Raw genomic sequence first — 17,450 nt, 5'->3', positions numbered from 1 at the left:
TGGCCACTTCAAAGACCCCGAGCCCACCGCCGATGGGGACGAGAATGGCGATGCTCACTCCCACTGCGGTCCTGAGCAGCTCGCGTAGTTTTCGTCGTTTCTCCACCTCAACGCACCAACCTTTATCGTTTCGTTATCTGTGCGTGTGAGCTTAAGAGCCGCGGCTGCCAGACAGATCCTCATTGACTGCGCATCACCTGCCAGTCCCTGTGGGCTCCGTACCAACAAGCTCAACCGGTGGGGTTCACCAGGCTTATTCGGCTGGGGTGGACTCCACAAAAATAGGGCCATCCACTGGGGCGACGACACCGGCATCGAAGGCAGCGAGGACACCTTTCGCATCATCTTTCGTAATGACGCCTGCCTCCACGGCCTTCTCCAGATCCGCCTCAAGCATCTGACGGGAGCGGTACCTATCCGACGCCACCGACAGCAGCCCGCGCGGCACTGACTCCGATGGAATCCCCAGTGCTTCCGCCAGCGAGACAATGCGATCCTTTTCAGCCGGGTCAAGCTCGGCGCCTGCCGACGGATCCTGTGGGACGCCGCCGTCGACCACCTGCTCCACCGTCAATGCCCCCTCCGGCACCTGGTGCCGCTCTGTAGCCCACCAGCCCGCACCGACGGCGGTGATGACTGCCACCACCACGAGGACCCATACGGCGATAATCTGCTTGGACTTCACGGCCACAATTTTAGACTTCTCTCACATTCGCGGCTTAATCCGCGCGGGGGCCAAAGGTGCCAAAAGAATTTCCGTGCGGCGGGTGCGGCGAATCGAGGCGCTCGGACAGCGCATCGATGATGGAGCGGATGGTGGACTCCGCCACGGAGCGATCCAGGCTGGTGCGGCGCGGGGCCTCAGGCTTCGGCTCCGTAGGGGTAACGAGGGGCTTGTCGACGTCCAACCGCATCACCGTCCCCTCCACGCTCAGCGCGGCGGCGGGGTCGCACCCTGCGGCGCGGGCGGCGGAGAGGAAGGCGTCGAGATCAGCAAGAGTGGCATCGTTGAGGTCGAGGGACAGGTTAAGGCTCATTGCGTAACTCCTTTTCGAGGCGTGGGAACTATGTTTGTTCACTGCCACCTAAGGCTATCGGCTGCTCCCCTGATAGAACAGGGGCTTGCTCCAAAGTCAGGGAAAGATCCGGGTGAGCTCAGGGTGCGGGTCAGGGGCAAAGCAACTGCCTTCTGCTAGTCATGCTCGAAGGACTCTGCCTCACCCCAGAACACCTCATCCACTATCTTTCGTGCATGACGGGTCACCTTGAGGTAGTGCTCCAAGAATTGCTGATTGCGCTCGGGTTCCCAGCCAGCCGCGCCTGCCACCTGTGCCAACTGCGGCCCCGGCGCAGGCAGTTGATCCACGCGCTTGCCGCGCACCAGCACCAGCGCATTGCGGGCATCGGTGGCCAAGAGCCAGGCCTCCCGCAGCTCCTGTACTTGTTCGACGGGTATTACCTCATTGTCTTCAAGAGCATCCAGCACGCGCAGCGTGGACGGATCATGCAGCGCCGGAACCTCGTGGGCGTGCATCATCTGGAGCAGCTGAACGGTCCATTCGATATCCGTTAGCCCGCCGCGCCCCAGCTTGGTGTGGGTATTGCGGTCGGCGCCGCGCGGGAGGCGCTCATTATCAACGCGCGCCTTCATTCGGCGAATATCACGAATCGTCTTCTCACTCACGCCTTTCGGCGGATAGCGGAAGGCATCCACCATGGTGAGGAAACGTGTACCGACTTCCTCATCCCCCGCCACGAAGGCCGCGCGGAGCAAAGCCTGCATCTCCCAAGGCTCGCCCCACTGCGAGTAATAGCGCTCATAGGATTCGATCGAGCGCACAACTGCTCCTGAGCGCCCCTCGGGCCGCAAACCCAAGTCCACGTCCAAGGGCGGATCCCCGGAAGGTTTTGCAAGACGGCGGCGCAGTTTCTCAATGATGCCGATGGCCCAGGGCAGTGCTTCTTCCTCGGCGTTTCCTCCGGTTGGCTCCGCCACCACGATGACATCGGCGTCGGAGCCAAAGCCCAGCTCCATGCCTCCGAGCCGGCCCATACCAATCACGGCGATGCGGGCTGGTGGTTCGGCATCGTCATTGTCCAGCCTCCATGCTCTGACCTCGGCACGCAGCGCGGCCTCCAGCACAGCATTCCAGATGGTGGACAGTTCAAAGCACACCTGTTGAACCGGCAGGAAGCCCAGCAAATCGGCAGCAGCGATCCGCGCTAGCTCTGCGCGGCGAAGGGCTCTAGCGACCGACACGGCCTTGTCCGGATCAGCGTGGCGCTTGGTGGAATTAATCAAGGCAGAGGACACTTGCTCGGGCTTGGTTTCCAACAGCTTGGGCCCTGCCGCGCCATCGGAGAGCTGCTTGACGACGTCCGGCGTGCGAATAATCAGCTCCGATGTGAAAGGCGAGGTGCCCAAAATCTTCATGAGACGCTGGCCGACAACGCCTTCGTCGCGAAGCATGCGCAAGAACCACGTCCGGTCATAAGCTGCCTCAGAAAGCTTGCGGTAATTCAACAGGCCCATGTCTGGGTCAGCGGTGTTGGAGAGCCACTCCATTAACGTTGGCAGCAAGATGGCCTGGATGCGGGCCTTGCGCGACTGCCCCGCTGCCAGGGAGGTGAGATGCTCGAAGGCGCGGTCCGGGTGGCGATAGCCCAACGCCGCCAGCTGCAGAAGTGCCGCTTCGCGGGAGAGTTTGAGTTCGTCCGCCGACATCGAGGCCACGGAATTGAGCAGCGGGCGGTAGAACAAACGCGAGTGGAGCTCAGAGATAAGCAGTCGAATCTTCCGCAGTTGGATATTCATCCGGTCCGCTGCCGACTGGTGCCCCTGCGGGTGGAATCCTGCATTGATAGCCAGCCATGTAAGCGCTGAGCTGTCGTCTTTCTCCGGCAGCGTATGAGTCCGGCGGAAGCGCTCCAGCTGGAGGCGGTGCTCAAGCAAACGCAAAAATTCGTAGGCCTCGATAAGCTGGGTGCCGTCTTCACGTCCCACATACCCGGCGCGCACCAATGCTGCGAGTGCATCGACCGTGGCAAGCGTGCGCAGCGATTCATCCGAGCGTCCATGTACCAACTGCAACAACTGGACGGCGAATTCCACGTCACGCAGACCGCCCTCCCCCAGCTTAAGCTCGCGAAGGCGCATCTCCTCTGGGACATTATCCAGCACGCGGCGGCGCATAGCTTGAACGTCTTCCACGAAGGACTCCCGCTGCGATGCAGTCCACACCATCGGCCCGATCTGTTCCAGGTAGTCCTTACCCAAGGGCAAGTAGCCGGTTTGCGGCCGTGCCTTCAGCAGCGCTTGGAACTCCCAGGTTTCTGCCCACCGCTTGTAATAGGCCACGTGCGAATCCAGAGTTCGGACCAAGGCGCCGGACTTGCCTTCCGGGCGCAGGTTGGCGTCAACCTCGAAGAAGCAGGCTGAGCCAATCCGGTTGAATTCTGATGCTAGACGGGTAATCCGTGGCGTGGCCTCCGAGCCCACGAAGATCACGTCCACGTCGGAGATGTAGTTCAATTCGCCCGCGCCGCACTTGCCCATCGCGATGACGGCCAGCTGCGCATCGAGTGCCTCGTCCCCATAGACCACCCGGACCGCACCGGCGAGTGCTGCCGTCAAGGCGGCATCTGCGAGGGCCGTCGTCAGCCTGGTGACTTCCCGGAAACCTACTCGCGGCTGTGGGCGTGACTGCCCCTTGCGCGAGTGGAAAGTACCTGCGAGGTCATGGGCGGCAATGCGCATCATCAGCGTCCGGTAGGCCACTTTGAGCGATGCTTTGTGGTCCCCCGGTGCTGCCCGGTAGGTGCCGGGAGACGTCAGGTCGGGGCTGGCGGTGTCAGGCTGGCCTGGTTGCTCAACGTATGTCGCAGGTTCCGCCTCGACCTCTGTGAGTAGTGTGTGCAGCATTTCGGTAGGCGTCGGCAATGGCCGCTGCAGTTCTTGCCAGGTTTCTGGATTCGCAGCGAGATGATCACCGAACGCCGAGGAGCCACCCAGCAGGGCGATGAGCCGCACCCGAAATGTTTCGTCCTCGCGCATCGCCGGGCCAATCTCAGGCGCTCCCTCGACGATCCTCATCAACGTGTTGAGGGCCATATCGGGATCACCTGCTCCGGCCAGTGTCCACAGCAGTTCAAGGGACTCAGAATTATCCCACCCGAGGCGGGATAGATCCTCCGCAGCGGTTGGCCGGGTCAGACCAAGAGTAGCTGGGGACGGTACTGATGCTGGACGCATACTTCTCCTAGAAATTCAGGTTGTTGCGCAATTCGAATGCGGTGATCTGCTGCTGGTATTCGTGCCATTCATCCCACTTTGAGCGCAGGAAGTACTCAAAGACATGTTCACCGAGGACCTCCGCCATGAACTCGGAGCGCTCGAATTCTCGGAGGGCTTGGTCCAGGCTACTGGGCAGATCCTTATACCCCATCGCACGGCGTTCGCGGCGGGTCAGCTGGTGGACGTCATCCTCAGCAGGGTCCCCTAGCTCATAGCCTTCTCTGATTCCACGCAAACCAGCGGCAAGGAGCACCGCGTATCCCAGGTAGGGGTTCATCGCTGAATCCAGCGAGCGGATTTCAACTCGGCGCGACATTTCCTTGGAAAGACGGTAAGTGGGTACTCGCACCAGCGCAGAGCGATTAGAAATTCCCCACGTCACTGACCCTGGGGCCTCGCTGCCAAACATCAGGCGCTTATAGGAGTTGGTCCACTGATTGGTGATCGCCGTCATCTCCACTGCGTGCTCGAGAATGCCGGCGATGAACTGCCGTCCTGTGTTGGATAGCGAAATCTCATCATCGGGGTCGTGGAAGGCGTTGGAATCTCCCTCGAAAAGACTCAAGTGGGTATGCATGCCCGAGCCCGAGCGATTCTCAAAAGGCTTGGGCATGAATGTCGCGTGCACGCCCTGCTGTGAGGCGACCTCTTTGATGAGATAGCGGAACGTCATGATGTGGTCTGCCATGGACAGCACGTCAGCATGACGCAGATCGATCTCCTGCTGGCCAGGTGACGTTTCATGGTGGCTAAATTCTGTGGCGATTCCCATGGATTCCAGCGCGTACATCGACCGGCGCCGGAAGCTTGGAGCATTATCGTGCGTGGCTTGGTCGAAATAGCCTCCGTTATCAGTGGCAATGAGCTTGTTGATATCGCGGGCGTCTTCAAGGAGATAAAACTCAATCTCAGGAGAAGCTTTACACGTGAATCCTTCATTGGCCGCCTCAGTGACCTGACGGCGCAAGATGTGACGCGGGTCCACCAAGGAAGGTTGCCCATCGGGCTGGGTAATGTCGCAGAACATGCGCGCCGAAAGGAGCTCGGGTTCCTCCTTGTCAAAGGGCATGATCTGGAAAGTTGAAGGGTCCGGCATTGCGATGGTGTCCGCCTCCGAAATGCGGGAGAACCCTTCCACGGAAGAGCCGTCGAAGCCAACACCTTCCTCGAAGGCGGATTCCAACTCTGAGGGGCTCATTACCACCGATTTCAGCGCCCCCAAGATGTCAGTGAACCAGAGGCGAATGAAGCGGATATCGCGTTCTTCAACTGTACGAAGGACGAATTCGTGTTGGCTGTTCATGCTTTAAACCCTACCGCCGCGCGCCGAAGCCACGGAGAAAGTTTCTTCTTTTGCCCCCGCACTGCGAATTGTTAGCCCAGTTGACAAGAGTATCTCGGGGGCAAATTTTTTCGACTCTTCCGACCCCTGTCTGCATCACGTGCTTGAATGGCCCCACAACCGAACAGATGTACCCATAAAGAATGATGAGGAACAGCCATGAACACACACCACGCAACCCTGAGCCAACGAGGAATCGAGCTCATTAGCCAAGCAGCCCAGCAAGGATGGTCGCCTAAGGACCTGCTCCACGTCGTGGGTAGCTTTTGCCACCCACTCATTTATCGCGCCGCCCCTCATGTTCCCGCACAGATTAGTTCCACTGCGCTGCGCAAGGAATGGTTGAGCATCACTCCGCCTGCCTCAATGACCATGTCTGCTGATGACCTCATGCAACTTATTGAAGCAATCAGCTTCCTGCCGCCCCTTCGGGACGTTGATGTGTTGGCAGCACAAAGAAAGAACTCTCAGACATCCCGCGGCAGCAAGGAGAATAGAATCCGCGACAAAATCACTCATCTTCTGCGAAAAGCAGAATCCACCCCTTACGAAGAAGAAGCCAGCGCGCTCATCGCCAAAGCCCAGAGCCTTCAACAGCGGCACCGCCTGGAAGGGACACTCACCGACTCCTCGGGCACTGTGGTGTCCACCCGAATCCATATCAACGCGCCCTATATCAACCACAAGACCACGCTCCTCAGCGTCATCGCGGATAGGAACGGATGCACTGCCCTCCAGCTTCACCACAAAGGGATCGTCGCCGTCATTGGCGCTGAGGAGGACGTCCGCCACGTCACCGAACTTTTCGCTTCACTCCTGCGGCAGTGCGAATGGCACATGCACCACGGTGAGCACGCCGAAAGCGCGCGTCAGCATGGCAATGTAGCTTCCTTTCGCCGAAGCTTCATCCTGTCTTATGCCACCCGCATCGGCGAGCTCTTAGAGGAAGCAAACGCGACGCTGGAGTCTCACGAAGCTGAAGCGAAAGGCTCGGCATCACGCGGCTGCAACGCACGACAAGACGAAGTAGCCCTGGCACAGCAATCGCTATCAGCCGTGGAAGAACGCCGACGCAAAGCAGAAGCAGTGACCGATAGGTTCTTCCCGAATGCACGCACAATGTCCTTGGCTGTACGAAGCCACACGGGAATGACTGCCGGCGCATCAGCTGCAGAAAAGTCTCACTTGGGAGGTGACTCCTCGGGGCTTAAAGGACGCCGCCAACTCACCCGCTAGAGGCGATCATCAGCTGGCACATTTTACGCTAATAGCCAGGTAACCTAGAAGGCAGTACTGAGGTTTGATTCCTCCTCTTTTATAATTTCGCTCCCCCGACGAAGGTGTGTACATGTCTCCAAAGACGTTCCTTGAAATCGAAGCCAAGTTCGCTGTGGATGAGACCACCCCCATGCCGGATCTCACCCACATCGATGAGGTCGCCCGTGTTGCAGAAACCCGCCACCACTCGTTGTCCGCGATTTACTACGACACCAAGGATCTCCGCCTTACCCATGCGAAGATCACGCTGCGGCGACGCACCGGTGGAAATGACGATGGATGGCACATCAAGATTCCCGGCGCGCAGGGACGAACTGAAATCCGCGCGGAACTGGGTGAGCCCGTCGACGGCAAGTACGAGGTTCCGGATGAATTGCTCCACCAGGTCCGCTCAGTGGTCCGCAACCAGCCACTTGAGCCCATCGCCCAGGTGGATAACAACCGCACCGAATTACTTCTCGTTGACGCGGATGAGCAGCCAGTTGCTGAGTTCTGCGATGACCATGTCACCGCATTCTCCTTCCTGCCGGGCGGCTCCCAGAGCACGTGGCGTGAGTGGGAAGTAGAGCTTGCCGGGGAACTGCCGGGTACTAAAGCAGGCAGCAAACTGCTACGGCATGCCACATCCCTACTGATCAGTTCTGGGGCTCGGGTTTCCTCCTCGCCGTCCAAGCTGAAGTCTGCATTGGGAGATTCCATCAACAACGTCGAGCTTCCCCCAGCGCTTGCTGCATCAAACGTGGAGCCGGGCTCACCCGCGGCGGCAGTCGTGGAGGCGTTGAAGGCCAACCGAGACAAACTCGTCGAGTTTGATCCGCGCGTTCGCCGTGATGAATGGGATTCGGTGCACCAGATGCGCGTGGCTACCCGTGAATTGCGCAGCCACTTGCAGACCTTCCACGGCATTGTGGTGGGCCCCGAAATCGAGCGCATTGAGTCAGATCTGAAGGAACTTGCGGCCATGCTGGGCGTCGCCCGTGACGCCGAGGTTGTGGAAGAACGCTGGCAGAACCTCCTCGCGTCAGAGGACTCCGATGTTCTCGATGAAGCTACCCGCGAGCACATTGCTCACGACATGGGCCGCGCCTACCGCCGTGCGCATCGTCGCGTTATCGCTGCACTTGATTCCGACCAGTACTTGGCTCTGCTCGATGCGCTGGATGCTTTCCTTGCCAATCCACCGGTTGCCGGGGAGGACGCATCCGCTGACGCAGATAGCACGTCTGCAGATAGCGGGGCGGAAGATGCTGCAACTATCGATACGGCATCCCCAGAGCCCGCTGAGGCTCACGAGGCAGCAAAGGACTACGAGCCGAAGCACGCCAAGCCGGATTCGGAAGACGAGCCCCACGATCTCGATACGGTGATGGCTCTGCACCTGAAGCAGGCTTATGACAAGTTGGTCAAGCGCCACAAGAAGGCCGTCTCCAACTGGGATAACACCGAGCTGACGCTGCATGAGCGTGAAGAGTACTTCCACGACATGCGCAAGGCAGCAAAGAAGCTGCGCTATGCCGCGGAAGCTGCTGGATCCGCCACCACGTTGAAGACGAAGAACCTCTACAAGGCCTGCAAGCATATGCAATCAGTCTTGGGTGACTTCCAGGATTCTGTAACCTCTCGCGATAAGTTGCTCGAGTTGGCAGAAACCGCACGCCGACGCGGTGAAGACACCTTCGGTTACGGCCTTCTCTACCAGCGTGAGCGCGTCATCGGGTTGGAAACACTCAATGCCTACTCGGATAGCTTCAAGGCCATCAAGTCTGCGTTCAAGCCGCTGCGCAAGAAGCTGCGCTAGCCGGCTGGTTTTGCTCCGCTAGCCTTCCCGTGTTGCAAGGCAGCGATCAGAAGCGGCCCACACCTTCACGCCTATGCGGGGGTGTGGGCCGTTGCTATTAGCGGAATTCTCAAGCAGGCTTCAACATTGGCCTGTTAGGACTTCGCAGTATGGTGCTTAGTAATCGTCCTCGGCGGCGTCCTCAGCATCAGCAGCAGCGGTACGAGCTTGCGCGATTTCAATGGCGCGCTCGGCCTCCTCGCGGGAATCATAAGGCCCCATGCGGTTCTCCCAACCAGACACCTTGCCCTGGGATACTTCACCGGTTGACGGGTCATAGAACCACTTGTTGTCGGCTTCAGCCATAATCTTCTCCATTCTTTTAAGCTCTCATTCAGTGCACCCCACACTACAGACCGCCTGCAGGCAACGCCCGTTAGAATAGATAGGTCACTTAGTCCTGCTTTTACTTTTAGGCAGGACATCGCCACCAGCAAAGGAGAACCTTCCCGATGCCCCTGTGGACTGCCCCTTCGACCCCGGCCGTCGACCGCGTTCGCGCCGCACACCGCGAAAACGTGGGTGCTGACTCCGCGCATGTCGCCAGCGCCCCCGCCACTTGGGCACTCATCGGCGAGCACATCGACCACTACGACGGCATCGCCATCATGGGACTCGCCGATATCCGCGCGGCAACAGCTGTCAGCCCCCGCAGCGACGGACTGGTCAAGGTTCGCCTAGAGCACACCAACGGCGAAACCGTTGAAGACCAGATTTCCCTCGAACAGGTTTCTGCTCTTGCCGCGCAGCAGCAGCCCAGCGTCGATTCCGAAGGCCAGCCCATCGACCCCCCTGCACCCGAAGGGGCCATCGCTGCGCGCCTCGGCGGCATCATCTACACCATGATCAACCGCCAGCTCCTTACCCGCGAAACAGCTGGTGCCGATATCACCGTGGTCAACGATATCCCCGATTCAACCGGTCTCGGTGCCGCCGCAGCCATCGACATCGCCACCGCTTTGGCGTTGCTCGGCACCGCGGATGATCTGCATGACGCCCCGCTGCGTGCCCGCATCGCAGAGGTCTGTTCCCAAGCCGTTGGCACCTTCGCGCGATTCCCCGCACTGCGCGCTCGCCACTCCGCTGCCCTGCGCGGCGCAGGTGAGTCCATCACCATCATCGACTACGCCGACGGCTCCGTGACCCAGGCGCCCCACATGATCAACAAGGACATTGCGGCTTTCGCCTTGGCCGTGCCAGGGGATGCTGATTCCGCTGAGGCCGTGACGGAGATTCGCGCCCGCGAGCGTTTCATCGACGCCGCCTGCCGCGCCTTCGGCACGCCGTCGCTGCGTTTGTTGCCGGATGCGCCCCAGCGCGTCCTCGAGTGGCTGGCTGCGGTCCACAAGGTGCACGGCACCGAGAACCAGCCGACCATCGCCCAAGCCACGGCATGGCTGACCTTCTACTCGGAGGAAACTGAGCGCGCCGAAGGCATTGCTCGTGCTTTGCGCTCCCGCCGCGGCACCGAGCTTTTCCCACTTCTCACGCAGTCGCAGTCTGCCTTGGCCACCGTCTATGGTTTCAACTCCGCAGAGAAGCTCGCGCAGCTGGCCACCGCCCGCGGTGCCGTCGCCTCACGCTCTGCTCACGCCGGCACTTCCTCCGCGGTCATCGCCTACGTGCCAAGTGCCAAGGCCACAAACTTCGCGGCCGACTTGGCCGAGGACGGCCTTCTTGTCGTCCCGCTTACTGCCGGAAGCCCAGCAATCACCGAGGACTAGTCCGCCGGCCACGCAAAAAGCACATCGCGCTCCTCAACGTCGGACTTAACCAAGGACACCATCGTTTCTTTGCCGGTCTCCGGGTGGCCCACGGCCTGCCCCATCACCGGCGGGTCTAGGACGAAGAGGCGCGCCTTCTCGCGCTGTGCACCGCCATCAACCACCACGGCTTCAAAATTGGTGCCTACCCACGGCGCTAAGACTGTCGCCTCCGTCAGGTTCAAACAGGCCTTATCCACCTGGGAGGCCAGCTGCGATGTCGAGCGCATCGTGGATATGACTTCCCCAGCGCGCTCGCGCACCCACTGCGGAACCTCGTAGCCGCCGCTGAGCGCCAGGCAGACCTCCGTGGCGAAGCGGTCAACTAGACGCCGCAGCGGGGCCGTCACGTGCGCATAGTAGCCGCCGATTCCCGCGTGCACGTCCGCCTGGCCATCCTCCAGCCACACGTAGTCAGCACCACGCAGCAAACGCTGGGCTTCACGCATCACCGCCATCCCGCGCGGCGAATCCGCGTCCACGGAATGGAGGAATTCCGAGATGCTGCTCTCCCCCAGGTCAAAACCCAACGCCTCCGCCTCAGAGCGGAAGGTGGCCTCAGCCTCCAGGGTGGCCGCCGATAGGGTGCGCAGGAAACCAACTCCACGTGATTCCATCAGCCTCCCCGCGCACATTCCGGTGAGCAGGGAAATCTCCGAGTTATAATCCATCACCTCATGCCGCGGCTCCATGACCAGCTCGTAGTGGCCTTTCTCCCCATCGCTGCTTTCGGATACGCGCTGCGAGGGAATGCGCAAGTTGATCGCCTCACGCCGCAACGAGGAGGCCTGGCGTAGCTTTCCTACCTCCGGCAGCAAGGCGATCGAGGAATGCAAAGTGCCATTCTCCAAGTCCGCGTGAACCTGGTCATAGTCCAGCCGCGCGCGGCTGCGCACGAGCGCGCGCTCCACCGAGAAGTCCTCCACCTCGCCTGCGGAGTCAAGGTCGAAGGTCCAGAGGACGGCGGGGCGATCGACGTCGGCAAGCAGCGAAGCCCTGTCTTCGGAGAGCTCTGCCGGGTGCAGCCGCGCCGGCTCATCGGGCAGGTAGATGGTCTGGCCGCGCTTGAGGGATTCCTGCTCCAGTGCGGAGCCCGGTTCGATGAACGCGGCGACATCCGCGATGGCATAGAGCACGCGGTAGCCGCCATCGCGCGCCTCGATGAACACGGCCTGGTCCAGGTCCTTGGAGCCGACCGGATCGATGGTCACCAGTGGGATGTCCCGGGCATCGCGGCGCTGCTCGGCATAACGGTCCTGTGCGGAGGCGGCCTGGGCGGTGACCTCCTCCGGGAAGTCGGTCGGAACAGAAAACTCCTCAGCGATGGGCCGAAAGTCCAAAGGCGCGGCATACAGTTTCATGCCGCCCCATTGTTCCAAAAAATAAAAGTGTAGGGCGCGAATGAGCCAACCTATAAGCCGGATTCTGTGCCGCGCGCGTGGCGCGGTGGCAAACATCCATCCAGGCCAACCGTTGCCAGTTGGCTCAAGCAGCTACCTTCAGGCTTCGGCGAGCAACCTACTAACGCCTGATCGGGCCCGCTAGCGTGGCGGGCCGTGATGCCTTGCTCCCAGTGGGGTTTACCCAGCCACCGCCATCACTGACGGTGCTGGTGCGCTCTTACCGCACCCTTTCACCCTTACCGCGTGCCCCACGCCGCGCCGAAACGCAGTGGAGGCACGCGGCGGTCTACTCTCTGTTGCACTTTCCCGCGGGTCACCCCGGGTTGCTGTTAGCAACCACCGTGCTCTATGGAGTCCGGACTTTCCTCGGCCCGCGCCTAGTCCCATAACGGGACCGGTTCGACGGAACGCGTTTGCCCGGTCGGCTCATTCGCGCCTGTTAGTTTATCGCAGCGCGCCCAGATGCCCCACATCGTTGAAACGGTGCAGGGTGCTGCCGCCGTCGAAGAATTCGACCTCGCTCACAGAAGCTAGTTCCAGGAACAGGTGGTTGGGGGTTTGCGGTCCGGAATCGAGGGCCTGGCGCACGAAGGACTTGATGGGGTTGACGTGGGAGACCACGAGAACGGTCTGCCCCTCGTAGCGCTGCTGCAGCTTGCGGCGCGCAGCACTGACACGGCGGTGCACGGCGCGCAGGGACTCCCCTCCCGGGCAGGCCACGGAGGTATCTTTCAGCCAGCGCGCGTGGAGCTCGGGGTCAGCGGCATCGGCTTCGGCGAAGGTCTTGCCTTCCCAGCGCCCAAAGTCCACCTCGATAAGGTCCTCGACGGTTTCCACGCGCAGGTCACGGCCCTCCACCACGGCCGCGGCCGTCTGCTGGCAGCGGCGCAGCGGCGAGCACACCACGGCATCGATGTGGGTATCGGCCAAGGCTTGGGCGGCGGCGAGCGCTTGCTTCTTGCCCAGCTCGGTGAGCTCGGGGTTTGCGCGCCCGGAGTACTGCTTGGCGGCGGACATCGCCGTCTGCCCGTGGCGCAGCAGGATGAAGCGGGTGGCCGGGCCACATTCGGAGCGCCAGTCAGCCGAGGTTGAGGACGCCGTGCTTGGCGACGTCTCTTCGTCTCCGGCCTCCGACTCAGCCGCAGTGCCAGCGGCTGCAGGCTCAGGCGCGTTATCCGAGCCGCCTACGACACCCACGGGCTCGCCCTTCGCGGCGGCATCCATGGCCACGTTGGAAAGCTCATCGGCCACCGAGTTCTTGGCGCGCGGGACCCACTCGAGGCTAAAGCGCGGAATCTGGTTGAGCAGGCGGCGTGCCTCGACGGCGAGTTTCTGCATGTCCGGGTGCTTGATTTTCCAGCGCCCGTTCATCTGCTCCACCACGAGCTTGGAGTCCATGTAGAACTCCACCTCGTCTGCGCCCATTTCCACCGCAGCCTCCAGGCCGCGCAGCAGCCCGTGGTATTCGGCCACGTTATTGGTGGACTTCTGGCCCACAACGTAGGCGATTTCCTTGAGCAGCTGCGAGCGGTCCTCGTTATAAACCGCCGTACCAGACCCGGCGATCCCGGGGTTGCCGCGGGATCCGCCGTCAGCGAAAATGACTAGCTTCATGAGGCCGGGCGCACCAGGTAGGAGCCGCAGTCGCTGCACTGCGGAAGCTCGTCGGCCGCCGCGTTGCGCACCGCGTTCTGCTCGGCCGGCGGCAGAATGATGAAGCAACCGCCGCAGCCGCGCCCGGTGAAGGCAGCGGCACCCACACCGTTTTCTTCACGCACGGTCTCGTATTCTTCCAAGACATCCGCGGGCAGCTGCTCGCGCAGCTCGCCGATGCGCACCTGCGGGTCCGGGCGGTTCGCCGCGGCCTCTTGGGCAGCCTCGGCCGCACGCTTGAGCACTTCGAGCTTGCGCTCAGAATCGGAGACCTTCGCGCCGTGGACGTCCAGGTTGGCGCGCAGTGCGTGGATTTCGTTGTGGGCTTCCTGCAGCTCGCTCATGAGATCCGCAATGCGAGACTTAGCCGCGTAGAGATCGTGCTCAAGGTCCTTGCGGGTCTCCGGATCGGTCGCGGCGCCAAGCTGTGCCTTGTCATCGCGCTCGCGCTGGCGCAGCTTACGCTCATCAGCCTGAATGCGCAGGATTTCCATCTCCATGTCATCGACGGCGAGCTGGGCGGAGCCGGAGGCGTCGACAAGCCGGGCGTGTGCAGCCTGAGCCTTCTCATATTCCTCTTGCTCCGGGATGGTGGGAGTTCCACCGTGTGCCTGGGAGCGTTCGAGGGTGGCCAGCTCCAGCAGGATGTTCTGCAGGTCCTGTGGCAGTTTCATTTAGTTCTCCTTATGCGCAGAAATCGTCCATGGGTCGGTGCGGACATCGATGATCTCGGTGTTCACGCGCAATGCGTCCTCCACAATATCGCGCGCCTGGGCAGTCCAGGGAAACTCGCTGGCCCAGTGAGCGGTATCCACCACGGCTGGGCCCTCCGGCTTAGCCAGGTGCGCGGCGCGCAGGTGCTCATCTACCGGGTGGTGGCGCAAATCGGAGGTGACATAGACGTCCACGCCGAGCGCGGCCGCCTGGTCCAGGAAGGAATCCCCCGAGCCGCTGGAGACGGCCACTTTCTTCACCATGCGCTCCGGGTCGCCGGCCGCGCGCACTCCCCATTCAGTTTCCGGAAGGGCATCGGCCACCCGCTGGGTGAATTCGCGCAGCGTCACCGGCTCCTCCAGCTCGCCCACGCGCCCTAACCCCAAGGCCTCATCGAGATTCTCATAGGGCTCCACCGGGACGATGGGGCGGCCGGGCTTGATCCCTACGAGCTCAGCCAACTTGTCGTTGACACCCGGGCGGGCTTTATCCGCGTTGGTGTGCGCGGCCAACAGGGCCACGCCGTTGCGAATCAGCGTGTGGATGACCTTGCCCTTCGGTGTATCCGCTGCCACCGAAGTCACCCCGCGCAGAAGCAGCGGGTGATGCACCACGAGCATCTGCGCGCCGAGTTCCACGGCCTTGTCTGCCACCTCCTGGGTGCAGTCCAAGGCAAAGGCCACGGTATTCACCTCGTCCGTGGGGTCACCGCACACCAGGCCAACGGCATCCCAGGGCTCGGCCAGCTGCGGCGGGTAGGCCTCGTGGATTACGCGGCGGATCTCGCCAACGGTCGTTCGTTCTGCCATCTCGTTTGCTCCTTATACGGCTTGAGGTTTCACGTCAGTCGCGTCGCTGCTATATCCTAGCTTTCGTTCGCCAGCGCACCCCTCTAGCTTAAGGAGACTTTGCATGACGCCTCCGGAGAACGACAACCAGCTCCACATCGTCTTCGTGTGCACGGGCAACATTTGCCGCTCACCCATGGCGGAAATCATTACCCGCGATGCCATGGAGACTGACATGCTCGATCTCCTCGCCCGCGTGGACTCCTGCGGCCTCGGTGGCTGGCACGTGGGCCAGGGCGCGGATGAGCGCGCCGTCGCTGAGCTGCGCCGCGGCGGCCACGATGGTGCCGGCCACCAGGCTGCCCAACTGGGCGAAGAGCACATGGACGCAGACCTCTTCGTGGCCATGGACGCCGGCCACCGCGATGCCCTTTTGGATCGCGGCATTCCGCAGGAGAAGGTGCGCCTCATGCGCAGCTTCGATCCGAGCTCCCCGGAAGATGCCAGTGTGGAGGATCCTTTCTACGGCACGGAAGAGGATTTCGCCCGCACCCGCGAGGAGATTGATGCCGCCGTTCCGGGCCTACTCGAGTGGATTAAGACGAACCACGGCTAGATAATTTTTTGCGGCTACTAGACTGATCATCATGCTCAAGACATTCCTCAAGCCTGGGTGGGTGCTCTTTCTCATCTTCGTCGTCGCCTTTTCCTATTTCTCTTTCACGGTGCTGGCACCATGGCAGCTGAATAAAGACGACCAGATTGTGGAGCGCAACCACCTCATTGAGGAAGCCTATGAGGCCGAGCCCCAGCCGGTCACCGAGGTCTTTGCTGAGGATGGCTCCTTGCACAAGGAGTGGGAACGCGCGGAGCTGACCGGCCACTACCTTCCGGAGGATGAGGTCCTCTTGCGTCTGCGCCCGGTGGAGTCCGCCCCGGGCTTCCAGTCACTGGTCCCCTTCGAAACCGAATCCGGTGAGACCTTCCTGGTCAACCGCGGCTGGGTGCCCACGGACGAGGGCAACTCCGTCCCCCACATCGACCCGGCCCCGCAGGGCGAGGTCACCATCGTGGGCATGGCGCGCTACAACGAGCGCGAGCACTCCTCCGCCCCCATTGAGGAGCAGGGATACACACAGGTCTACTCCATCAATACGGAGCAGATAGCAGAGCTTGTCGACGTCCCCCTCGCCCACGACTACCTCCAACTCTCCCCCGAGCAACCCGGTGAGCTGCATGCGCTGCCGGTGCCGAAGCTGGACCGCGGCAATCACCTCTCCTACGGCTACCAGTGGATCGCCTTCGGCGTGATGGCGCCGCTGGGCTTCGCGTACTTCGTGTGGTCCGAGATTCGTGAGCGCCGACGCGCCCGCGAGGAGGAAGCCCTGATGGCTGAGGCCACTGCGGCAGCTATTGGCACAGGCGCCGGCTCCCCCGATGCGGCCGCGGACGCCGATATCTCTGAGCACGAGGAGCCTTCCGGCGAGCACTCTGATGCTACGACGCCTGCGGCTGCCACGCAGCCTTCGCGCCGCTCCCGCTCACGCTATGGCTCCGCCAAGCCGGACTTCTACGAGAAGATCCGTGAGCGCGGTCAGGAGCGCTACTAGCCTCGGCCCCCAAAGGGGACGATCATGAACGCGATTACACGGACGCGAGAAGCGACCGAAACCGAGATTTCCGACAGTATTCTTGAAGCCGCTGGCTGCACCGCTGAGAACTGCCTTCTCAACTGGGACGAAGACATGGGCCTGACCCCGGAAAGTAGACGCGTCGGGGGGGGAGGTTAGGCCCGATCGACACTCCCCACTAGAGCAAAAAGCATCTTTCGCCCAAGCGCAAAGGCTTCCTTCTCATTCACGCCCGACGCTACTAAATACGGGTCAATGCGGATACCGATGCACCTTCCTGTGCTCGAACCAGGCCCAAATCAAAGAAGCCAAGAACAACAGTGGCGTAACCCACGCCAGACGATGCCACCAATGTGCTCCAAAGTATGATTCATCAGCACTTAGTCCTGCTAGATAATTGATTACAAGCGTTGCGATGAACAGCACTACAACGACAGTAACGCTCCACCAGTAAGCCGCGCTTTTCTGTTTACGCATCAATGCCATCCTCCTCAATACATGTTTGCTGTTTTAGCGCGGGTTTGTGTGGTTAGTCTTCTCCTCCACCCGGATTACATCGTTCGGCTATTGTTCTAGGAAGCTTCACTTTTGAGGTATACCCTAACCAAACACTAATTCCGGAACCATACCAAGTGTTCGCTAGGGTTAAACCCTGACCACCCCCGAACGCCAACACACCCGACTCAAAGCAGCCGGAGCAGTCCTCATCTGCACCGAGGCCTAAACGACAGGATGTGTTGGTGAGGT

14 protein-coding genes and 1 other RNA gene are annotated in these 17,450 nt (G+C 61.3%); 5 read left to right on the top strand and 10 right to left on the bottom strand.

Annotated elements, in window-relative coordinates:
• Positions 1-253: 253 nt before the first annotated feature.
• The 4 genes from HMPREF2743_RS10875 to HMPREF2743_RS10860 form a co-directional block, all read right to left on the bottom strand.
• On the bottom strand, positions 254-685 hold the full coding sequence (locus HMPREF2743_RS10875) for a hypothetical protein (RefSeq protein ID WP_246820263.1): 432 nt from the start codon (positions 683-685) through the stop codon (positions 254-256).
• A gap of 34 nt (positions 686-719) precedes the next feature.
• The gene (locus tag HMPREF2743_RS10870; RefSeq protein WP_070526535.1) at positions 720-1,037 is read right to left on the bottom strand and encodes a hypothetical protein; all 318 of its coding nucleotides are present in this window, start codon (positions 1,035-1,037) and stop codon (positions 720-722) included.
• Between the two features lie 155 nt (positions 1,038-1,192).
• Positions 1,193-4,252: a bifunctional [glutamine synthetase] adenylyltransferase/[glutamine synthetase]-adenylyl-L-tyrosine phosphorylase gene (locus HMPREF2743_RS10865; RefSeq protein WP_070818805.1), complete on the bottom strand. Its 3,060-nt coding sequence runs from the start codon at positions 4,250-4,252 to the stop codon at positions 1,193-1,195.
• A 7-nt stretch (positions 4,253-4,259) separates the two neighbouring features.
• The gene (locus HMPREF2743_RS10860) at positions 4,260-5,597 is read right to left on the bottom strand and encodes a glutamine synthetase family protein (RefSeq protein ID WP_070818804.1); all 1,338 of its coding nucleotides are present in this window, start codon (positions 5,595-5,597) and stop codon (positions 4,260-4,262) included.
• 198 nt (positions 5,598-5,795) lie between these two features.
• On the opposite strand from HMPREF2743_RS10860, the gene HMPREF2743_RS10855 reads away from it, so the two are divergent.
• Both HMPREF2743_RS10855 and HMPREF2743_RS10850 read left to right on the top strand, forming a co-directional pair.
• On the top strand, positions 5,796-6,872 hold the full coding sequence (locus tag HMPREF2743_RS10855; protein ID WP_070744678.1) for a DUF2786 domain-containing protein: 1,077 nt from the start codon (positions 5,796-5,798) through the stop codon (positions 6,870-6,872).
• Between the two features lie 112 nt (positions 6,873-6,984).
• A complete protein-coding gene (locus HMPREF2743_RS10850) occupies positions 6,985-8,712 on the top strand; it encodes a CYTH and CHAD domain-containing protein (RefSeq protein ID WP_070526524.1) in 1,728 nt (575 codons plus the stop codon).
• Positions 8,713-8,868: 156 nt separating this feature from the next.
• On the opposite strand, the gene HMPREF2743_RS10845 is transcribed toward HMPREF2743_RS10850, so the two are convergent.
• Positions 8,869-9,057 (bottom strand): hypothetical protein, encoded by a 189-nt coding sequence (locus tag HMPREF2743_RS10845; protein ID WP_012715171.1) that lies wholly within the window; start codon positions 9,055-9,057, stop codon positions 8,869-8,871.
• 146 nt (positions 9,058-9,203) lie between these two features.
• Here HMPREF2743_RS10845 and HMPREF2743_RS10840 point away from each other — a divergent pair, with 146 nt between their 5' ends.
• Positions 9,204-10,475, top strand: coding sequence for a galactokinase family protein (locus HMPREF2743_RS10840; RefSeq protein WP_070526521.1), 1,272 nt, complete (start codon positions 9,204-9,206; stop codon positions 10,473-10,475).
• Here the strand turns inward: HMPREF2743_RS10840 and HMPREF2743_RS10835 are convergent.
• The 5 genes from HMPREF2743_RS10835 to HMPREF2743_RS10815 all read right to left on the bottom strand — a co-directional run bounded on the left by HMPREF2743_RS10835 (position 10,472) and on the right by HMPREF2743_RS10815 (position 15,093).
• Positions 10,472-11,875, bottom strand: coding sequence for an RNB domain-containing ribonuclease (locus HMPREF2743_RS10835; RefSeq protein WP_070818803.1), 1,404 nt, complete (start codon positions 11,873-11,875; stop codon positions 10,472-10,474). The two genes, HMPREF2743_RS10840 and HMPREF2743_RS10835, sit on opposite strands and share 4 nt — an antisense overlap.
• 37 nt (positions 11,876-11,912) lie before the next feature.
• Positions 11,913-12,346, bottom strand: an RNA gene (gene rnpB, locus HMPREF2743_RS10830) — RNase P RNA component class A.
• Between the two features lie 15 nt (positions 12,347-12,361).
• Complete coding sequence (locus HMPREF2743_RS10825; RefSeq protein ID WP_070818802.1) at positions 12,362-13,531, bottom strand: bifunctional RNase H/acid phosphatase; 1,170 nt, start codon at positions 13,529-13,531, stop codon at positions 12,362-12,364.
• The gene (locus HMPREF2743_RS10820) at positions 13,528-14,244 is read right to left on the bottom strand and encodes a zinc ribbon domain-containing protein (protein WP_070818801.1); all 717 of its coding nucleotides are present in this window, start codon (positions 14,242-14,244) and stop codon (positions 13,528-13,530) included. The genes HMPREF2743_RS10825 and HMPREF2743_RS10820 overlap by 4 nt, the downstream gene beginning before the upstream one ends.
• Positions 14,245-15,093: a Nif3-like dinuclear metal center hexameric protein gene (locus HMPREF2743_RS10815; protein WP_070526509.1), complete on the bottom strand. Its 849-nt coding sequence runs from the start codon at positions 15,091-15,093 to the stop codon at positions 14,245-14,247.
• Positions 15,094-15,196: 103 nt separating this feature from the next.
• Between HMPREF2743_RS10815 and HMPREF2743_RS10810 the strand changes: the two genes are divergently transcribed.
• Both HMPREF2743_RS10810 and HMPREF2743_RS10805 read left to right on the top strand, forming a co-directional pair.
• The gene (locus HMPREF2743_RS10810) at positions 15,197-15,688 is read left to right on the top strand and encodes a low molecular weight protein-tyrosine-phosphatase (RefSeq protein WP_070526507.1); all 492 of its coding nucleotides are present in this window, start codon (positions 15,197-15,199) and stop codon (positions 15,686-15,688) included.
• A gap of 31 nt (positions 15,689-15,719) precedes the next feature.
• Positions 15,720-16,682, top strand: a complete 963-nt coding sequence (locus tag HMPREF2743_RS10805; RefSeq protein WP_070818800.1) for an SURF1 family cytochrome oxidase biogenesis protein — start codon at positions 15,720-15,722, stop codon at positions 16,680-16,682.
• Positions 16,683-17,450 lie beyond the last annotated feature (768 nt).

It is taken from the genome of Corynebacterium sp. HMSC036D02, assembly GCF_001836165.1.
GTDB lineage: Bacteria > Actinomycetota > Actinomycetes > Mycobacteriales > Mycobacteriaceae > Corynebacterium.
The sequence above is the reverse complement of the archived record's forward strand: the minus strand, read 5'-3'. Positions and strand labels throughout refer to the sequence as shown.